Source organism: Belnapia sp., from assembly GCF_059504005.1.
Genome location: NZ_JCACHU010000132.1, coordinates 39,368 through 57,328, shown reverse-complemented (window position 1 = coordinate 57,328; position 17,961 = coordinate 39,368). Strand labels below are relative to the sequence as shown.

At 73.0% G+C, this 17,961-nt stretch carries 23 protein-coding genes and 1 other RNA gene; 11 read left to right on the top strand and 13 right to left on the bottom strand.

All coding sequences use genetic code 11. The annotated features are described in order from the left end of the window. Window positions 1-68: 68 nt before the first annotated feature. Window positions 69-599: a GNAT family N-acetyltransferase gene (locus tag AC5JJ1_RS17455; RefSeq protein WP_495786379.1), complete on the top strand. Its 531-nt coding sequence runs from the start codon at window positions 69-71 to the stop codon at window positions 597-599. 65 nt (window positions 600-664) lie between these two features. Here the strand turns inward: AC5JJ1_RS17455 and AC5JJ1_RS17450 are convergent, their stop codons facing one another. Then, window positions 665-1,597, bottom strand: coding sequence for a hypothetical protein (locus AC5JJ1_RS17450; protein ID WP_495786378.1), 933 nt, complete (start codon window positions 1,595-1,597; stop codon window positions 665-667). A 140-nt stretch (window positions 1,598-1,737) separates the two neighbouring features. Here AC5JJ1_RS17450 and AC5JJ1_RS17445 point away from each other — a divergent pair, with 140 nt between their 5' ends. The 4 genes from AC5JJ1_RS17445 (at window position 1,738) to AC5JJ1_RS17430 (ending at window position 4,648) form a co-directional block, all read left to right on the top strand. Then, window positions 1,738-2,646, top strand: coding sequence for a sulfite exporter TauE/SafE family protein (locus tag AC5JJ1_RS17445; protein WP_495786377.1), 909 nt, complete (start codon window positions 1,738-1,740; stop codon window positions 2,644-2,646). Then, complete coding sequence (locus AC5JJ1_RS17440) at window positions 2,643-3,389, top strand: TIGR02186 family protein (RefSeq protein WP_495786376.1); 747 nt, start codon at window positions 2,643-2,645, stop codon at window positions 3,387-3,389. Before AC5JJ1_RS17445 ends, AC5JJ1_RS17440 begins: the two co-directional genes overlap by 4 nt. Further along, on the top strand, window positions 3,389-3,889 hold the full coding sequence (locus AC5JJ1_RS17435; RefSeq protein ID WP_495786375.1) for a universal stress protein: 501 nt from the start codon (window positions 3,389-3,391) through the stop codon (window positions 3,887-3,889). The genes AC5JJ1_RS17440 and AC5JJ1_RS17435 overlap by 1 nt, the downstream gene beginning before the upstream one ends. 399 nt (window positions 3,890-4,288) lie before the next feature. Then, window positions 4,289-4,648, top strand: a complete 360-nt coding sequence (locus tag AC5JJ1_RS17430) for a hypothetical protein (protein ID WP_495786374.1) — start codon at window positions 4,289-4,291, stop codon at window positions 4,646-4,648. A gap of 139 nt (window positions 4,649-4,787) precedes the next feature. On the opposite strand, the gene AC5JJ1_RS17425 is transcribed toward AC5JJ1_RS17430, so the two are convergent. From AC5JJ1_RS17425 to nudC, 4 genes are all read right to left on the bottom strand, one after another. Beyond that, window positions 4,788-5,012, bottom strand: coding sequence for a YMGG-like glycine zipper-containing protein (locus tag AC5JJ1_RS17425; protein ID WP_495786373.1), 225 nt, complete (start codon window positions 5,010-5,012; stop codon window positions 4,788-4,790). A gap of 193 nt (window positions 5,013-5,205) precedes the next feature. Further along, entirely contained in the window at window positions 5,206-5,865 is a 660-nt protein-coding gene (locus tag AC5JJ1_RS17420) for a phosphorylase family protein (protein WP_495786372.1), read from the bottom strand. 57 nt (window positions 5,866-5,922) lie between these two features. After that, complete coding sequence (locus AC5JJ1_RS17415; protein WP_495786371.1) at window positions 5,923-6,228, bottom strand: phosphoribosylamine--glycine ligase; 306 nt, start codon at window positions 6,226-6,228, stop codon at window positions 5,923-5,925. Then, window positions 6,225-7,157, bottom strand: a complete 933-nt coding sequence (gene nudC, locus AC5JJ1_RS17410; RefSeq protein ID WP_495786370.1) for an NAD(+) diphosphatase — start codon at window positions 7,155-7,157, stop codon at window positions 6,225-6,227. The genes AC5JJ1_RS17415 and nudC overlap by 4 nt, the downstream gene beginning before the upstream one ends. 106 nt (window positions 7,158-7,263) lie before the next feature. On the opposite strand from nudC, the gene ffs reads away from it, so the two are divergent. The 5 genes from ffs to AC5JJ1_RS17385 all read left to right on the top strand — a co-directional run bounded on the left by ffs (window position 7,264) and on the right by AC5JJ1_RS17385 (window position 12,308). Beyond that, an RNA gene (gene ffs / locus AC5JJ1_RS17405) (signal recognition particle sRNA small type) lies at window positions 7,264-7,356 on the top strand. 49 nt (window positions 7,357-7,405) lie between these two features. Then, the gene (locus AC5JJ1_RS17400) at window positions 7,406-9,271 is read left to right on the top strand and encodes a DNA polymerase III subunit gamma/tau (protein ID WP_495786369.1); all 1,866 of its coding nucleotides are present in this window, start codon (window positions 7,406-7,408) and stop codon (window positions 9,269-9,271) included. 9 nt (window positions 9,272-9,280) lie between these two features. After that, window positions 9,281-9,616 (top strand): YbaB/EbfC family nucleoid-associated protein, encoded by a 336-nt coding sequence (locus tag AC5JJ1_RS17395; protein ID WP_495749988.1) that lies wholly within the window; start codon window positions 9,281-9,283, stop codon window positions 9,614-9,616. Window positions 9,617-9,620: 4 nt separating this feature from the next. Further along, window positions 9,621-10,235 carry a recombination mediator RecR gene (gene recR / locus AC5JJ1_RS17390; RefSeq protein WP_495786368.1) on the top strand — a complete coding sequence of 205 codons (615 nt, stop codon included), beginning with the start codon at window positions 9,621-9,623 and terminating at the stop codon, window positions 10,233-10,235. Between the two features lie 99 nt (window positions 10,236-10,334). Beyond that, window positions 10,335-12,308 (top strand): hypothetical protein, encoded by a 1,974-nt coding sequence (locus AC5JJ1_RS17385; protein WP_495786367.1) that lies wholly within the window; start codon window positions 10,335-10,337, stop codon window positions 12,306-12,308. On the opposite strand, the gene AC5JJ1_RS17380 is transcribed toward AC5JJ1_RS17385, so the two are convergent. Next, window positions 12,277-12,840, bottom strand: a complete 564-nt coding sequence (locus AC5JJ1_RS17380; protein WP_495786366.1) for a hypothetical protein — start codon at window positions 12,838-12,840, stop codon at window positions 12,277-12,279. The two genes, AC5JJ1_RS17385 and AC5JJ1_RS17380, sit on opposite strands and share 32 nt — an antisense overlap. Between AC5JJ1_RS17380 and AC5JJ1_RS17375 the strand changes: the two genes are divergently transcribed. Then, the gene (locus tag AC5JJ1_RS17375; RefSeq protein ID WP_495786428.1) at window positions 12,723-13,379 is read left to right on the top strand and encodes a WcbI family polysaccharide biosynthesis putative acetyltransferase; all 657 of its coding nucleotides are present in this window, start codon (window positions 12,723-12,725) and stop codon (window positions 13,377-13,379) included. The two genes, AC5JJ1_RS17380 and AC5JJ1_RS17375, sit on opposite strands and share 118 nt — an antisense overlap. A gap of 4 nt (window positions 13,380-13,383) precedes the next feature. On the opposite strand, the gene AC5JJ1_RS17370 is transcribed toward AC5JJ1_RS17375, so the two are convergent. The 7 genes from AC5JJ1_RS17370 to AC5JJ1_RS17340 form a co-directional block, all read right to left on the bottom strand. Further along, window positions 13,384-14,217, bottom strand: coding sequence for a class I SAM-dependent methyltransferase (locus AC5JJ1_RS17370; protein ID WP_495786427.1), 834 nt, complete (start codon window positions 14,215-14,217; stop codon window positions 13,384-13,386). A 226-nt stretch (window positions 14,218-14,443) separates the two neighbouring features. Then, window positions 14,444-14,626, bottom strand: coding sequence for a CsbD family protein (locus tag AC5JJ1_RS17365; RefSeq protein WP_495786365.1), 183 nt, complete (start codon window positions 14,624-14,626; stop codon window positions 14,444-14,446). A gap of 90 nt (window positions 14,627-14,716) precedes the next feature. Then, window positions 14,717-16,048 (bottom strand): aspartate aminotransferase family protein, encoded by a 1,332-nt coding sequence (locus tag AC5JJ1_RS17360; protein ID WP_495786364.1) that lies wholly within the window; start codon window positions 16,046-16,048, stop codon window positions 14,717-14,719. Window positions 16,049-16,124: 76 nt separating this feature from the next. Beyond that, window positions 16,125-16,274, bottom strand: coding sequence for a hypothetical protein (locus AC5JJ1_RS17355; protein WP_495786363.1), 150 nt, complete (start codon window positions 16,272-16,274; stop codon window positions 16,125-16,127). A gap of 60 nt (window positions 16,275-16,334) precedes the next feature. Next, the gene (locus AC5JJ1_RS17350) at window positions 16,335-16,721 is read right to left on the bottom strand and encodes an SRPBCC family protein (RefSeq protein ID WP_495786362.1); all 387 of its coding nucleotides are present in this window, start codon (window positions 16,719-16,721) and stop codon (window positions 16,335-16,337) included. Further along, window positions 16,721-17,077 (bottom strand): VOC family protein, encoded by a 357-nt coding sequence (locus AC5JJ1_RS17345; protein WP_495786361.1) that lies wholly within the window; start codon window positions 17,075-17,077, stop codon window positions 16,721-16,723. The genes AC5JJ1_RS17350 and AC5JJ1_RS17345 overlap by 1 nt, the downstream gene beginning before the upstream one ends. Window positions 17,078-17,107: 30 nt before the next feature. After that, on the bottom strand, window positions 17,108-17,956 hold the full coding sequence (locus AC5JJ1_RS17340; RefSeq protein WP_495786360.1) for a helix-turn-helix domain-containing protein: 849 nt from the start codon (window positions 17,954-17,956) through the stop codon (window positions 17,108-17,110). Window positions 17,957-17,961 lie beyond the last annotated feature (5 nt).

Below are 17,961 nucleotides of genomic sequence, written 5' to 3'. Positions count from 1 at the left end.
GGCAGGCAGGACGGGTGAAGGGGTCATCCGGTGGACAGAAGGGCAGCGAGGCGGCAAGATTCGTTGCCATGCCAGACCTATACCTCCGCGACAGCACCGACGCCGACATCGCCGCCATCACCCGCATCTACGGCCATTGGGTCCGCCACGGCCTGGCCAGCTTCGAGACGGAGCCGCCGGGCGAGGCGGAGATGGCGCGGCGGCGGGAGGCGGTGCTGGCCGGCGGCTACCCCCATCTGGTCGCGGCCGATGGGGCGGGGACGGTGCTCGGCTATGCCTATGCCGGGCCGTACCGGACGCGGCCGGCCTATCGGTTCACGGTGGAGAACTCGATCTATGTGGCGCCGGAGGCGGCGCGGCGCGGCGTCGGCCGGCTGTTGCTGCCGGCGCTGGTGGAGCGCTGCACGGCGCTCGGCTTCCGGCTGATGGTGGCGGTGATCGGCGATTCGGCCAATGCCGGCTCGATCGGCCTGCATGCCGCCTGCGGCTTCAGCCATGCCGGCCTGCTGCCGGCCGTCGGCTGGAAGCACGGCCGCTGGGTCGACAGCGTCCTGATGACGCTGCCGCTGGGCGATGGTGCGGAACGCCCGCCGAACTGACGGCGGGGCCCGGGGGGAAGCTTTCCCCCCGGCGGGGGCACGGGGGCAGGGCCCCCGTCGCCTCCTTACGCGTAGCGCCGCGCCACCCGGGCCGCGTTGCGCGTCCCGACCCGCGCGCCGAGCACGGCGGCCACGGCGCCGAGCAGCATCGCCGCGAAGGCCCAGTAGGCCGCCACCGCGCCGGCCGTCGCCGCCGCATCGGCCGCCTCGCGGGCCCTGCGCTCGGCCGTCTGCGCCGTCTCGGTCGCCTGCTGCTCGACCTGCTGGATGCGGCGGTTCGCCTCCTCGGCCGGGACGTTGTACTCGGCGGCGACCAGCTGGCTCAGCCGGTCGCGGTCCCCCTGCGGCAGGTTGCCGTCGGTGACGCGGCGGGTCAGCAGCTGGCCGATCTCGGCCTTGCGCTGGTCGCTGGTCATCGCGGCCGGGTTGCCGCCGCCGGAGCCGCTGAGGGCGTTCTGCGCGCGGTCGACGAGCTGCTGCGGGTCGACCTGGCTGGCAAGCCGGCTGGCCGGGCCGGAGGCCGCGGAGGCCGCCTGGCCCGCCGCCTGCGAGAGGCCGCCGACCATGGAGGAGATGCCCTGGGACGCCGTCGACGCCGTGCCGCCGATGATGTTGCCGAGCAGCACCGCGGAGACCAGGTAGCCGATGGCCCAGACGGAAAGGCCGTGCAGCGTGCTGTCCGTGCCGTCCGCGCTGCCGGAAAGGCGGGCAGCGACATAGCCGCCGACCGCAAGGCCGATCAGGTTCGAGATCAGCAGCCAGGCACCGGCGACGATGCCGACGGTGGAGCCGCTCGGCGACTGGGCCTGGGTGGCGTCGACCGAGCTGGCACCGATGGCGGCGCCGAGGATGTTGAGCATGGTCCCCACCGCGACGGCGACGACCGCGCCGGCGAGGATGGCGCCCCAGGAGGCCCGGTGCGGCAGCGGAGCGGTCGCCTCCACAGGGCCGGTCGTGGTGTCGGGCGCGGTGGTCGCGCCTATGGTTCGCGTCGCCATCTGTTGTATCCGTGACTGGTTGTGGCGGCTGAACGCCTACTTCCGCCATCGGTTCAGGGACGGCGGCGCCGTTTCTGCCTTGCTCCCGCCACAGGCCCGGTCCAAACCGCCGCCATTCCTCCTCTGGTTCGGAATTTGCGATGCAGGTCTACCTGCCGATCGCCGAGATGTCGGTCGATGCCTTCCTGCTGGTCGGCATCGGATTCGGCGTCGGCTGGCTGTCCGGCCTGTTCGGGGTGGGGGGCGGCTTCCTGCTGACGCCGCTGCTGATCCTGATCGGCATCCCCTCCCCCGTCGCCGTGGCCTCGGGGGCGAACCAGACGCTCGGCGCCTCGGTCTCCGGCCTCATCGCGCAGTGGCGGCGCGGCAATGTGGACGCCAAGATGGGCAGCGTGCTGCTGGTCGGCGGCGTGCTCGGCTCGCTGGCGGGGGTGCAGCTCTTCGCGCTGCTGCGGCGGATCGGCCAGGTCGACCTGGCCGTCTCGGTCTTCTACGTGGTCGTGCTGGGGACGGTCGGCGGGCTGATGGTGATGGAGAGCGTCCGCGCCATCCTCCGCCGCCGCACCAGCCACAAGCGCAAGCTGCACGAGCATTTCTGGATCCATGGCCTGCCGCTGAAGATGCGCTTCCGGCGCTCGCGGCTCTACATCTCCATCATCCCGCCCTTCGCGGTCGGCTTCGGCATCGGCGTGCTCTCGGCGGTGATGGGGGTGGGCGGCGGCTTCATGCTGGTCCCGGCCATGATCTACTTCCTCGGCATGCCGACCTCGGTCGTCATCGGGACCTCACTGTTCCAGGTGGTCTTCGTCGCGGCCAACGTGACGCTGCTGCAGGCGGTGCAGCTCGGCACGGTCGACATCCTGCTGACCATGCTGCTGCTGCTCGGCGGGGTCGCGGGCGCGCAGTTCGGCGCCTCGATGGGGACGCGGCTGCGGGGGGAGGAGACGCGGGCGCTGCTCGGCCTGCTGGTGCTCTCGGTGGCGCTCAGCCTGCTCTGGGGGCTGCTGCGGCGGCCGGCGAACCTGTTCAGCAGCGGGCCGGCGCTGTGATCCGCCTGGCCCTGCTGCTGCTGCTGCTGCTCGCCTGGACGGGGGCGGGGCGGGCGCAGGAGCTGCCGCTGGTCGCGGCGCTGTCGCAGAATGCCGTGGAGGTGACGACCGGCTTCACCGGCACCTCGGTGATGGTCTTCGGCAGCACGGAGGGCCCGATCGGCCCGGGCGGCGACGAGGTGCTGGTGGTCGCCCGCGGCCCGACCCGGCCGGTGGTGGTGCGGCGGAAGGTCTCCATCCTCGGGGTGATCTGGGTGAACGGCCCCTCGGCCCGCTTCGCGGGCGTGCCGGGCTTCTACTTCCTCGCCGGCACGCGGCCGGCCTGGCAGGTGCTGCCGGAGGAGGAGCGGCAGCGGAACAGCGTCGGCCTCGACAGCCTGCCGCTGACCAGCACCGGGGCACGGTCGCCGGCCTTCCGGGCGGCGCTGCTCGAGCTCGAGAGCAGCAACGGGCTCTGGGTCGAGGATGCCGCGCCCATCGAGATCGCCGGCAGCCGCCTCTTCCATGCCCGCCTGCCGCTGCCCGCCGCGGTGCCGACGGGCGACTACCAGGTGGAGGTGCTGCTGGTCCGCTCCCGCCGGATCATGGCGCGGCAGGAACTCTCCTTCCGGGTGGACCGGGTCGGCACGGCGGACCGCATCGCCACCGTCGCGGCGCAGCAGCCTTTCGTCTACGGTCTGGCCTGCATTCTGTTCGCGGCGCTGGCCGGCTGGTTCGGCAGCGTCCTGTTCCGGAGGGGCTGATGGACGAGACGCGGGAGCAGCAGGAGGCCGCCAGCAAGCGGGACCGGGTGTTCCTCGTGGTGGTGGATGACAGCCCGGAGCGGGACGTCGCCCTCCGCTACGCCTGCCTGCGCGCCCGCAACGGCGGCGGGCGGGTGGCCCTGCTGCGGGTGATCGAGCCCGAGGGCATCACCGAATGGGCCGGCGTCGGCGCCATGATGGCCGAGGAGCGGCGGGAGGAGGCCGAGCGCGTGCTGAGCGGCCTCGCCGCGCAGGTGAACGAGATCACCGGCGGGCTGCCGATCCTGCTGATCCGCGAGGGGCATACCCGTGACGAGCTGCTGGCCCTGCTGAAGGAGGACCCGCGCATCTCGATCCTGGTGCTGGCCTCCGCCGGCGACGGCAGCGGGCCGGGGCCGCTGATCAATGCGCTGACCGGGCGCTACGCCACCCATGTGCGGGTGCCGATGACGATCGTGCCCGGCAACCTCGACGATGCGGAGATGGAGCGGGTGACCTAGCGGGCTTCCATCCGCACCGGCCCGGCGGCCCCGCTCCGGGCCGTGCCCGGGATCAAGGTCACGGCACCGAGGCATCCGGGGCCCGCGCCGGACGTTTCCGCAGCCATGTCCTATGGTCATCGAGCTTGGTGCGCCTGTCTGGGCAGGATGCCCCGGCCGAGGCGCTGGTGCCGGGCTGCAATGCTCTCCGCATTGCTCCTCCTGCCGGGCTGCGGGACCATGAACCGCATGGATTACCTCGACCAGTTCTTCGATCCGGAGGCTTATGCAGCCCGGCACGCCACGCGGCTGCCTGCCGTCGCCGGGCCTGCGCAGCTGGCGAGCTTGCCGAGCGGGATGCAGCCCGGAACGCAGATAGGGTCACAGGGCGGAACGGAGGCGGGTCCACAGGCTCCGGCCATGCCGGAACGGAGGCTGCCCGCGCCGGTGGCGCCCGCGCTTCCCGCGGTCGCGACGGCAGAGCAGGCCCCCGCCGTGCCGGAGGGGGACCGCGACCAATGGATCCGCAGCACCGTGCGGCGGAATCCTTGGCTTGCCCTGAACTGGGCGCAGTTGACGCCGGCGCAGCAGCAGCAGATCGAACGCCGGCTCTCCGACGCAGGCAGCGGCAGGCTCATGGCGGATGGCGGGCCTGCATCGGTCTGGGATACGATGGGCCTCGACGACCGCACCGACCTCGCCTTCAGCACGCCGGGCGGTCCCAGGATGGCCGGCGCCGCCTCCAACCGGGATGGCGGCTACGCGGCACGGCGCCGCTGAGGCATCCCCATCCCGGTTGGCGCCCGATCCGGACTCCAGAACAGGCTCCGATCAGGTGGAATCAGCTGACCGGAGGTATCTGCTCGATCGAGCAACAGGCTAGCGTGGGTTCCGTGAGCCTGTGCGAACGGAAACCGCCTTAGTAGCGCCGCGGTGCCGTCAGCGCGCCGCCCGCCGCACCGATGCCGCCGCCGACCAGGGCGCCCGTGCCGACATTGCCGCCGGTCAGCGCGCCCACGCCGGCACCGGCACCGGCACCGAGCAGGCCACCCGACAGGGCGCGCCCGCCGGTGCTCTGGCCGCAGGCCGCAAGGCCGAACGACACGGTCGCCGCCAGCAACACCGCCTTGATTGTCTGTTTCATGGCTGCCTCCTTCTTGGTGGGCTGGAAACGTACCAGCCGGCCGAAAGCTGAATTCCGGCCCATTCACGTCTCCGCTTTCCACCACGTCGACGAAGGCGCCCCGGGATTGCCCGGCGGCGCATGCCGGGTCGCCGCCCGGACCTCGCGGCGCTCGGGCATGGCGCGGAGGCCTGTCAGCCTCCGCCGCGGCGCGTCACCGCGCCTCGCCGGTGAGGCCGGCGCGCTCCACGGCGCTGCCGAGCGAGGCGAGCGCCGCCCGGCTGCGGCGGGCAACGACCAGCAGCGCCGGCAGCTCCCGCGGCTGGCGCAGCAGGGCGAGGGCGACGCGGGCGGCGGCCGGGCGGCCATCCGGCGTCAGCCCCACGGCGGCGGCGCGGGGCAGGACCTCCTCCGCCGTGTCCGCGACGGAGCGCAGGGCGGCGAAGGGCAGCCGCCGGGCGGTGGCGAAGGCGGCGGCGGCCTCGGTCTCGAGGTCGACGACGAGGGCCCCGGTCGCCGCCCGCAGCAACCGCTTGTTGGCCGGCTCGCCGACCACGCTCGCCGCGCCCGCCACCATGCCGAGCCGCGCCCCGCAGCGCTGGGCGAGCCGCGCCGACCAGGCCGGATCCGACGCATAGGCGCCGCCCGGCCCGCGCACCCGCGTGGCGACCACCAGGTCCCCAGTGACGAGCGAGGGGTCGAGCCCGCCGGCAATGCCGAAGCTCAGCACGCCGCTGATCCCCTCGGGCTGAGCCTGCAGCAGGCTGCGCAGCCGCGCCGGGTCGCCGCCGCTGACGACGACGCGCAGCCCGCGCGGCAGCAGGGCCGCTTCCGACCGCATGCCGACGACGACGAGGATGGACGAGGCATTCATGCTGCGGTGCAGTATAGGCAGGGCCGGCCGGCCCTGCCCACCCCACGCCGGGAAGGTTTACCGCGGCTGCTCCGGCTCGACCCCGCCGGGCAGGGTAAGGCCACGGGCGCGCAGGCAGTCGCGGAAGGCGCGGGCCAGCAGGGTCCGCTCCTCCCGGCTGAGGCGGTCGTCATTGATTGCATTGCCCGGCAGGCGCTGGCGGTTGAGCGCGGTCACGCTGGGGGAGCGCCGGGCTTCCTCCCGGCATTCCTGCTGCTCCGGCGTCTCGGGCGGGCGCTGCGGGGCCGTGCCGACGACGCTGTTGTAGAGGCCGCAGCCGCCGAGCGGCAGCAGCAGGGCCAGCACCGCGGCCGGGCGCCTCACGGCGCGGTCCCCGCCAGCCAATCCTCGATCAGGCGGCGGGCGATGCTGTCGCCGCGCGGCAGGGCGAAGCCGTGCGCCTCCGGGTTGCGCATCTCCGCGGCGGTGAACCAGCGGGCGTCGCGCAGCTCCTCCGGGTCGATGGTGATCTGCTCCGTCAGCCCCTCGGCATGGAAGCCGAGCATGATCGAGGCGGGGAAGGGCCAGGGCTGGGAGGAATGGTAGTGGACCGCGCCGACCTCGATGCCGGATTCCTCCCTCACCTCGCGGCGGACGGCCTCCTCCAGCGTCTCGCCCGGCTCCACGAAGCCGGCGAGGGTCGAGTACATCACGCTGTTGGGGAAGCGGGTGGAATGGCCGAGTAGGCAGCGGCCCTCGCGCACCACCAGCATGATCACGGCCGGGTCGGTACGGGGGAAGTGCTGGGCGCCGCAGCCGGTGCAGGCCATGGCGTTGCCGGCCGAGCGCGGCTCGCAGCCGGCGCCGCAGACGCCGCAGAAGCGGTGCCGGGTGCGCCAGTGCATCAGCCCGCGGGCATGGGCCAGGATGCTGGCCTCGCCCGGCGGCAGCAGCCCGGCGACGGCGCGGAGGTCGGTGAAGGCGCCCATGCCGTCGGGCAGGAGCGGCAGCGGGTCCTCCGCCTGCGAGCAGTCGACGGCGAAGACCGGGCGGCCCTCCCAGAAGCCGAGGAAGGCCCAGGGCCCGCCCGCCATGCGCACCGCCTCGGCCGCGGCGCCGGTCAGCAGCACCGCCTCCGGCGTGCCGTCCTGGACGCCGCGCATCAGGCTGCGGCTGCGCCAGACGGGGACGAAGAGCGTCTCCGAATCCGCGAGGGCGGCATCGATGAAGGCGGCGTCCTCGCGGCGGTTGGAGGCGCGGTCGAGGGGGCTGCCGGAATAGGCGTTGGGCCGGCTGGCGGGAATGGAATGCATGTGCGGCGGACGGTGCCATGCGGGGGGCGCCGGGGCAACGGGCGGTGGGGCGCGGAAGAGCCCGGCTTGTGCGAGCCCCCCCGCGGCATGATATGGTGCCCCCGGAAGGTCGGCGGTGGACGGGCTCCCCGCCAACCCGGTCAGGTCCGGAAGGAAGCAGCCGTAACGGGTTCTCGCCCGGGTCGCTTGCCGGCCTTCCACCCTCTCCCCGGCCCGGCGGGCCAGCTGCACGGGATCCCGCCGCGCCGATGTCCTCCTCCCTGTTCGGCACCGAAGACCCGCCCGGGGAGGCCCTGCCGGAGCCGCCCGCGCCCGAGGGCCCCGGCCTCTTCGGCGAGGCCCCGCCGTTGCCGGCGCCGCCCGGCCCCGCCCCGGCGGCGGCCGCGGACACGCCCTACCGGGTGCTGGCGCGGAAGTACCGGCCGAGCAATTTCGAGCAGCTCATCGGGCAGGAAGCCCTGGTGCGCACGCTGCGCAACGCCTTCGCGCAGGACCGCGTCGCCCATGCCTACCTGCTGACCGGCGTGCGCGGCGTCGGCAAGACGACGACGGCGCGGATCATCGCCCGCGCGCTCAACTGCATCGGCCCGGACGGCAAGGGCGGGCCGACGCCCGAGCCCTGCGGCGTCTGCCCGGAATGCCGCGCCATCCTTGCGGACCGCCACCCGGATGTGCAGGAGCTCGACGCCGCCTCCAACAACGGCATCGACGACGTGCGGGAGCTGCGCGAGCGGCTGCGCTACCGCCCGGCCCAGGGGCGCTTCAAGGTCATCATCCTGGACGAGGTCCACATGCTGTCGACGGCGGCGTTCAACGCGCTGCTGAAGACGCTGGAGGAGCCGCCGGCCCAGGTGAAATTCATGCTGGCGACGACCGAGCTGCGCAAGGTCCCGGCCACCATCCTCTCGCGCTGCCAGACCTTCCACCTGAAGCGCGTCCCCCAGGCCGAGCTGCGCGCGCATTTCGAGCGCATCGCTGGGCTGGAGCGGGTGACGGTGGAGCCGGAGGCGCTGGCGATGCTGGCGCGGGCGGCGGACGGCTCGGTGCGCGACGGCCTCTCCCTGCTCGACCAGGCGATCGCCCTCGGCGGGGCGGAGGGGCGGGTGACAGACGAGGCGGTGCGGGACATGCTCGGCCTCGCCGACCGCGCCATGGTGCTCGAGCTGATGGAGGCGCTGATGGCGGGCCGCACCGCCGAGGCGCTGGCCCTGCTCGACCGGGCGCATGAGCGCGGCGCCGATCCGGCAGTGGTGCTGCAGGACCTGCTCGAGCTGACCCATACGCTGACACGGCTGCGCAGCGTGCCCGGCCTCAGGGACGACCCTGCGCTGACCGAGGGCGAGCGCACCCGTGGCGCCGCGCTGGCCGAGCGGCTTTCCGTCCCCGTGCTCGGCCGCGCCTGGCAAATGCTGCTGAAGGGCCTCGGCGAGGTGAACGAGGCGCCGGACCGACGCGCCGCGACCGAGATGGTGCTGATCCGCCTCGCCCATGTGGCGGAGCTGCCGACGCCGGGCGACCTGGTGCGGCGCCTGGCCGAGGGCGGCAGCGTGCCGGCCAGCACGCCGCGCCCCGCGCCGCCGGGCAGTGGCGGCGGGATGCGCGCCGTCGCCAACGGCGCGCCGGTGCTGGCCGATGCCGTCGCCGCGCCGGCGCTCGCCGCGCCGCAGGGCTGGCGCGACGTGGTCGCCCTCGCCTCCGGGCGGAAGCCGATGCTGCATGCGCATCTGGTCCACAGCGTCCATCCCGTCCGCGTCACCCCGGGCCGGATCGAGATGCGGGTGCAGCCGGCCGCCCCGCGCGACCTCGCCACCGAGCTCGGCGCCCTGCTGCTGGAGCAGACCGGCCAGCGCTGGACCATCGCCCTCTCCAATGCCGAGGGCGAGCCGACCCTCGCCCTGCAGGGCCGCGCCGCCGATGCGGAGCGCCGCAGCCTGGCGCAGAGCCACCCGCTGGTGCAGGCGGTGCTCGCCGCCTTCCCCGGCACGGTGATCGAGGCGGTGCGCGATGCCGGGACGGATGCCTACGGCCTCTCGACCCTCCCCGCCGCGGAGGCAGGGGACGAACCGCCGGACTTCGACGATGTTCCACCACCGGACGACGATGACAGGGAGTAGGTCCGCGCCATGAAGAATCTCGGCAACATGCTGAAGCAGGCCCAGCAGATGCAGTCCCGCATGGCGGAGATGCAGGCCAAGCTCGACGCCACCACCGTCGAGGGCGCCGCCGGCGCGGGCATGGTCTCGGTGACGCTGACCGGCAAGGGCGACCTCAAGCGCGTCGCCATCGACCCGAGCCTGATGGTGGCCGACGAGCGCGAGGTGCTGGAGGACCTGCTGGTCGCCGCCCATGCCGACGCCAAGCAGAAGGTCGAGGCCATGATGGCCGAGGAGATGCAGAAGGCGACGGCCGGGCTGAACCTGCCGGGCGGGCTGCCGGGCGGCTTCAAGCTGCCCTTTTGACGGGATGAGCGACCGGCCCGCCGATCCGCCCTCGGACCCGATCGAGCAGCTGGTCGGGCTGCTCGCGCGCCTGCCGGGCCTCGGCCGGCGGAGCGCGCGGCGGGCCGCGCTCAAGATGCTGATGCAGCCGGACCGGGTAATGCTGCCGCTCGCCGCAGCGCTCCAGGCGGCCGCCGCGGCGGTGCAGCCCTGCGGCGTCTGCGGCAACCTCGATGCGCGCAACCCCTGCCGCATCTGTCGCGACCCGCAGCGGGACCGTGGGCTGATCTGCGTGGTGGAAGGCGTCTCCGAGCTCTGGGCGCTGGAGCGGGCGCATGCGCATCGCGGCCTCTACCACGTGCTGGGCGGCACGCTCTCGGCGCTCGGCGGCGTCGGGCCGGAGGACCTCGCCGTGCAGCCGTTGCTGGCGCGCATCGCCGAGGCGAAGGTGGAGGAGGTGATCCTCGCCCTGCCCGCCACCGTCGACGGCGCGACGACCGCCCACTACCTGTCCGACCGGCTGGCCGGCACCGGCGTGCGCGTCACCCGCCTGGCGCAGGGCGTGCCGATGGGCGGGGCGCTCGATGTCCTCGACGAGGGCACCTTGGCGGCGGCACTGAAGGCACGACGTAGTTTCTGATTTCTTATCTTGCCGGAAGCCGTATCGTTACAAGGTCGGCAAAATCTATTCTGTCAAAGTTCAATTGACAGGAATGTGAGGCTGGCGTTCAAGGGCAGGATGCGAGCCCTCCCCAGCGATCCCCTCGCCTATGCGGACTTCATCACCCGCAAGCTGATGCAGCCCGTGGCGCTGGAGGGCAGCGCGGGCCTCGCCGTGTCGGAGACGGAGTTCCCCATCCTCGGCGACCGCTGGTTCTGGGCCGACGACAACGCGAAGATCCTCGAATTCCTCGCCCTCCCCGCCGTATGGCGGCAGCATCCGGAGGCGGTCGGCCATGCCTTCCGCTTCCTCACCTCGCTTTGCGAGGGCCCCTTCATCTTCCGCCGCACCGGCCATGCCCGGCTGGAGCAGGCGGAGCGGGAGGGCGGCCGGGCAAAGTTCATCCACACCTTCCTGCATGTGGAATGTGACCTGCCGGCCGGCAGCGTCACCATCGGCACGCGCTTCCATGACGGGCGGGATGCGAAGAACGTCATCCTCACCGGCAACTACGTGCACTTCACCCATGACGGCGAGACCCACAGCCTCGATGTCGAGGATGCCATCGCCGGCTGGGACATCGAGCAGGATGCGCGGCGGCTCCGCCTCTCGCACCGCAGCGAGCTGAGCTTCCTGCATGGCGGCCGGCGCCTCCGCCTCGGCCAGCTCACCTACAGCTATGTCGTGCACGCCTCCTCCATGTTCGTCGATGCCGAGGCGGCGCTCGACCTCGACCCGGGCATCAACGTCTCCGACGTCGTGCTGACCATCGGGCAGGACGGGCTGAGCCACGGCACGAACAACGTGCATTACGGCACGATCCTCATCGACCGCCCGGGCCGGGCGCCGCTCCGCCACGATGCCGCGGCACCCGGCCAGGACAGCCTGGCCGCCGAGGGCGCGCCCTACTGGTCGATGACGCAGCGGGACGAGATGCGCGGCTTCGCGCTCGCCATCCACAGCATGCCGCGCGACCCGGGCCGTATGGCGCGGGTCGAGGCCGTCATCGCCCAGCCGAACCGCCTGCACTGGGTCGTCGCGCAGCACCGCTTTCCCGGCGCCTGGCGCGGCGAGCGGCTGGTGGCGGCGGAGCGGAAGACCATCACCGGCGGCGGCTTCTACGACCGCGTGGCCGATTGCAGCGCGATGTTCCGCGCCCATGGCTTCGCGGCGCGGCAGACCGCGCATCCGCTCGACCTCTCCATCTCCTACGACTACGGGGCAGAGATGGCGGCCTTCGCCCGCTGCTACCGCGGCGCCGGCCAGCCGGGCATGCCGCGCGCCGCGCTGCTGCTGCGCGACCAGAGCCGGGCGATGTTCGACCATTTCCACGCCGTCTACGCCGAGAGCCTGCTCGCCGCCCAGCGCAGCGACGCCTCGGCCATCTTCTCGCGCCCGCTGGCCTTCGTCGCGCATGGCCTGGTCGACATGTGGAAGGCGACCGGGGAGGAGCGGTACCGCCGCGACCTGCGGCAGGTGGTCGACACGCTGCTGGAGTTCGAGCGGCCCTTCCGCGGCATCACCGGCGAGACGGAATCCGGCTTCCTGATGGGCCTGGTCTCCGCCGCGGCGCCCTTCGCCGATTGCCATGCGGCGGCGATCCTCGCCCTGGTCCGCGCCCTGCCGGTGCTCGACGATCCGGGGCTTGCGGCCAGCATCGACCGCGCGCTGCACGCCTTCCAGGTGCAGACCCTGGGGATCGAGCCGTTCCATCCGCGCAAGTCGGACCTCGTCGTCGTCGACTTCCCCAACCCGGATGGCAGCGGCGCGCGGATGCAGCTGCATGCCTTCTGGAATTTCTGCGCCGCCCTCAGCCTGCGCGCCTTCAATGCGCTGCGCCGCGCCGGCCACCCCGCGCTGCGCGAGGTGGCCGGCCGGCACGAGACGCGGCTGCAAAGCTTCGAGGCGCTGATCCGCATGCAGTTCGTCCAGTCCATCCGCGAGGCGGAGGGCCTGCTCGAGATCCGCACCTCCGCCCTCGCCGGCGAGAGCAATTCGGAGACGCAGCCCTGGGTCGCGCTCAGCCTCGCCGCGGATCCGGGCGACGACTGATGCCCGGGGCGGCCAGGGACCAACGGGCATGAAGGCCTTCTTCTCCGCCGAGGACATCGTCGAGGCGCTCTACCAGGGCCTGCTGCAACGCGGCCCCGATGCCGACAGCCTGGCCGCCCAAGCCGCCGCGCTGCGCCGCGAGGGGCCGGGGCCGGTGATCCGCGCCCTGCTCGACCGCGAGGAATTCCGCCGTGTGAACGGCCCCGGCGGCGGCCGGGTGCTGACCCTGGTCGGCAACTGCAACGCGCCGGTGCTGGCCAACTGCCTGCGCACCGGCAGCAAGGCCTGGGTGCGCTGGATCGCCGACGTGAATGCCCGCGGCGAGCCGGCTTTCGAGGCGGCGCTGGCGGCGATGGGGGCGGGGCTGGCGGGCGAGGTCATCTCCGTCCCCTTCGGCGATGACCATCCGGACCTCTGCACCAGCCGGCTCCGGGCGCTCGACCCAGGGCGCTTCCATCTGATGACGAATATCCACTTCACCGGGCTGCACCCGGACATCACCTATTTCGGGCCCTTCGGCCGGCGCGTCCACAGCGCGATCGGCGAGTACAACAACCGCATCGTGCTGCTCTGCTTCCTCCAGGGCATGGCGAGCGGGATTGCCTCACCCGCTTCAACGCCCGGACCTATGAGCGGCTCGGCTATTTCCGGGCCTGGGAGGAGTCGGCCGCGGAGCTGCGCCGGCGCGACCAGCCGATGGACATCACCTTCGCCGAGGCCTTCCTCGAGGCCACGCGGCAGGAGCAGACGCTCTACTCGACGAACCATCCGACCAGCGGCGCCTTCGCCGCGCAGGCAACGTGCATCGCCCGCGCCATCGGCCTCGACGGGCGGTTCGCGCCGGATGCCTTCCACAACCCGCTGGCCGAGAAGGCGCACTGGCCGATCTATCCCGAGATCCGCGAGGCGCACCGGCTGCCCTACGAGACGGCGTTCCGCTTCGGCGAGCCGGGGCGGGACCTGGGCCTCGAGGCCTTCGTCCAGGCCTCCTACCGCCGCTACGAGGAGTGCGGGCGCGAGGCGATGCTGCGGACCGCCCGGCCGGATGACATGGCCGGCTGCGAACTCTGAGGCTTCAGCCCTTCTGGAAGACGAAGTTGTTGGAGAGGCAGTCGGCCCGCTGCGCGACCACCCAGGTGTCCTCGCGGAGGTCGAGCAGCCGGCAGCCATGCCGGTGCCCGAGCTCGAGCACCGCCCGCTGCGGCACCATGTGCATCTCGAGCGCCGGCGCCGAGGCATCCGCCGCATAGTCGGCCAGGCTGAAGCGATAGCCCATGTAGTAGGTCGGCACCTGGAAGATGGCGAGGCCGCCCGGCGCCAGTGCGCGGAACATGCCGTCGAGGATGTGCAGGATCACCGGCGGCGGGTTGTGCTGCAGCACGATGCGCGAGAACCAGAGGTCGAAGCCCGGCACCGGGTGCAGCCGCTCCGCCGTCACCTGCCGGAAGGCGACATTGCCGAGGCCGAGGCGCTGCCGACGCTGCTCCGCCAGTTGCAGGTGCGACGCCGAGATGTCGAGCCCCGTCACCTGCCGGAACAGCGGCGCGATCTGCATCGTCAGCCTGCCGACCCCGCAGCCATACTCGACGACGGTGGCGAATTCCTGCGGCGCGCCCGACGCGGGCGAGGATGCCGAGCAGAATGGCCCGGTCGGTCGCGGCCGAGGCGTAGAAGCTTTCCTCGGTCTCGGCGATGCGCTCGGGGCGGAACTCGTCACTGCTGAGCACAGACCAGTGCGGCGCGGATTCGCCGATCGCCTGCCACCGCGCCGCCACCGCGCGCAGCAGGCCGTCCAGGGCCTCCGGCGAGGCCTCGGTCCGACATGCAAGGGCGGCGCCTCGAGCGGCAGCGAGGCGGCCAGGGGCGCGACGGGCTGCCCGACCTGGTCCCGGAATTCGGCCGAGCTCATGAAGCTCCGCCGCAGGCCGGCAAGATCGGCATGCTCGCGGCGATGGCCCTCGACGACGGCGTCGCTCTCCGGCTCGCCACCGAGGAGCAGGCGATAGGCCAGTACGACCTCATCACGGGTAAGCGGCACAGCGCGGCGAGGCCTCCCTGCTGTCCGGCAGGGCTATCCCCCATTTGCCGGGGACGGGCAAGGCGGAAGGCCCCCGTGCGGGGGCCTTCATGGACACTCAGTCGTTGGTCGCGTCGCGGACCTTGTCCTTGGCGCCGCCATAGGTGTTCTGCACCTTGCCCTCGGCCTTGTCGGCCTTGCCCTCGGCCTGGGTGGCGGTGTCGCCGGTCACCTTGCCGACGGCATCCTTCACCGCGCCCTTGACCTGCTTGCCCATGCCTTCGATGCGATCCTTGTCCATGTCTGGCACTCCCTCGGCACGTCGCGGGATGCGGCGGCCTCTGCTGGAAGAACGCGATGGCGGATCGGAAGGTTCCGGGTTGCGCGGCGGCTACAGGGTCTCCAGCGCCGCATCCACCGCCGCGCCGAAGCGCTCGACGATGGTGTCGATCTGCTCCGCGGTGACGTTGTAGGGCGGGGCCAGGATGGCATGGTCGCCCTGCCGGCCGTCGATGGTGCCGCCCATCGGATAGCAGGCGAGGCCGCGGGCATAGCCCTCCATCTTCACCCGCTCGTTCAGCTTCAGGCCCGGCTCGAAGACCGTCTTGCCGGCGCGGTCGGCGACGAACTCCACCGCCCAGAACAGGCCGCGCCCGCGGATGTCGCCGACATGCCGGTGGTTGCCGAAGCGCTCCAGCAGCCGCTGCTCCAGCCGCGCGCCCATCGCCTGCGCGTTCTCGAGCAGTCTTTCCTCGGCGATCACCTGCTGCACAGCGAGCGCCGCGGCGCAGGCCACCGGATGCGCCTGGTAGGTATGGCCATGCATGAAGGCGCCGGAGCCCTGGAGGAAGCCCTCCATGACGCGCCCATGCACCAGGATGCCGCCGATCGGCTGGTAGCCGCCGCCAAGGCCCTTGGCGACGACCTGGATGTCGGGCACCACCCCTTCCTGCTCCCAGGCATGCAGGGTGCCGCAGCGGCCCATGCCGCTCATCACCTCGTCGAGGATGAGCAGCGCGCCGTGCCGGTCGCAGACCGCCTTCATCGCCGGGAAGTAGCCGGGCAGCGCCGTCGCGCAGCCGAGCGTGGCGCCCACCACCGTCTCCGCCATGAAGGCGATGACGGTATCGGGGCCGAGGCGCTGGAACTCCGCCTCCAGCTCCTCGGCGAGGCGGGCGACATACTGTTCGTCGCCCTCGCCCTCGGCCTGGCCGCGATAGGCGTAGCAGGCCGAGACATGGCTGAAGGCCGGCGAGAGCAGCGGCTGGTAGGGGGCGCGGCGCATCGCATTGCCGCCGGCCGAGAGCGCGCCGAGCGTGTTGCCGTGGTAGCTCTGCCGGCGGGCGATGAAGCGCGTCCTCTGCGGCTCGCCGATCTCGAGGAAATACTGCCGCGCCAACTTGATCGCCGCCTCGCACCCCTCCGAGCCGGAGGAGCAGAAATAGGCGTGCGTCAGCCCGCCCGGCCGGTCGCCGACCAGCGCATCCGCCAGCGCCTCGGCGCTCTCGCAGCTGAAAAGCGCGGTATGGGCATAGGCGAGCCTGTCGAGCTGCGCCTTGATCGCCTCGATCACCTTGGGATGCCCATGGCCGAGGCAGGCGACGGCCGCGCCGCCCGAGGCATCGATGATCGCCCGCCCGTCCTGGTCGTAGAGGTGGATGCCCTCGCCCCGCAGCGCGAGCGGCGGGTCGGCATGCAGGCTGCGATGGACGAGATGGCTCACGGCGGGACCTCCGGCACGGCAAGGGGGCCAGGGTTCCATGTTTCCGGGGGCCGCTCAACACGCGGCCGGGATGGGCTCAGCGCATGGTGCGCGGCGCCGTGGTCTGCGGGGTCGGCGCGATGCGGCCGTTCTGGTCGGGCGTCGCCACCCCGTCATTCCGGGTCGGCGGTCCGCCGCAGGCGGCCAGCAGGGCGAGCAGCAGCAGCGGGGCGGCGAGGCGCATCATTCGTCTCCGGCGTGGTTGCAACAGGGCCAGAAACCTCGGCGCGCCCCGGAGTTGCGCCGCTCAGCCGGCCGCCCAGCGCTGCAGGGCCGCGATCCCAGCATCCATCAGGGCCGCGATCCGCGCCGCGGCCGCATCGGGCCGAACATCGGTGGTCCAGAGGAAGCGGCAGCGATCCGCCCCCTCCGCCACCACGCGCATCGCCGCCGCGTGGTGCAGCCCCTCCCGCAGCACGGCATAGGCGATGCGGCGCCGCCCCTCGTCGAGGCCGAGGATGCGCTCCCGCACCTCCTGCCCGTCGGTGAAGGTGACGATGCGGGTCTCGCCCTCCAGCCTCGCCGCGGCCAGCACGCCGGGGAAGAGCCGGTCGACGGCGCCGGCCTCCCGCAGCGCCGCCCAGACCGCATCGGCCGGCGCCGGCAGCAGCGCCTCGCGGTAGAGCGAGGCCATCAGCCCGCCGGGGCCAGGCAGACGGCCTCCACATTGTTCCCCTCGGGGTCGATCAGGAAGGCCGCGTAGTAGTGCGGCCCGTAATCCGGCCGCGGTCCCGGCGCACCGTTGTCCCGGCCCCCGGCGCCGAGGCCGGCGGCGTGGAAGGCGTCGACGGCGTCCCGGCTCGCCGCGCGGAAGGCGAGGTGCACGCCCCCCTCCGCCGCTGCCTCGCCATGCAGCCAGAGCCCGGGGCTGCCCGCCGGGCCGAACCCATCGCCCTCCGCCGGCCGATGGCCCAGCGGCGCCAGCGCGGCCGCATAGAAGCGCCGGCTCGCCGCCAGATCCCGCACCCGCAACCCGACATGGTCGAACATCGCCCGATCCCCTCCAGCCCGTGACGGCGCTCAGGATGACGCGGGGCGGGCCGGACGATCTTGGAGAATGTTGCGGTCCCCTCGCGCCAGCCGGCGGAAGCCGCGTGGCGAGACGCCGGCGGCGCGGCGGAAGGTACGGATGAAATTCGACAGGTCGCCGAAGCCGACCTCATAGGCGATGTCGCTGACGCTGCCCTCCCCGCGCGAGAGCAGCCGCGCCGCGCGGCGCAGCCTGGCGCGGACCAGGTGCTGGTGCGGCGTCACGCCGATGACGCGCGTGAAGCGGCGCAGCAGGTGGAAGGGGCTGAGCTCCGCCTGCCGCGCCATGGCCTCCAGCGCCAGGGGCTCGGCGGCCTGCGCCTCGATCCAGAGCGCGACCTCCACCATCCGCCGCCGCTCGGCCGCGCGCGGCGGGGCCGAGCGCCGCACGGCGGGGCGGGTCAGGGCGAGGCAGCGGGCGGCATAGAGCAGCGCGGCCTCGTCGAGGCCGATATCGCTCCGCCCCTCCGCCGCGGCCTGCGCCAGCTCGCCGAGCACCACCAGCTCCGGCAGCGGCGGGAGCGCGCCGATCCGCCAGCTTTCACAGCGCTCCTCGAAGCCGGCGGCGAGCCCGGCCGAGAGCTGGATGGAAAGGCACTCGTCGCCGCAGGCATGCTCATGCGTGCAGCGATACTCGTCTCCCGGGAAGCCGAGCAGGGTGCTGCCGGCGACGAGCTCGCAGCGCAGCCCGCCCGAGGCATAGCCGAAGCTGCCGCGCCGCACATAGGAGACGGAGAAGCCGCCATGCGCCTCCGCCTGCGGCCGGGCGCCGGGGCCGGCCTCGCAGCGGTAGTCCACCACCGTGACGGCATCACCGGCGAGAAGGGTCGTGATCGCCATGCCGT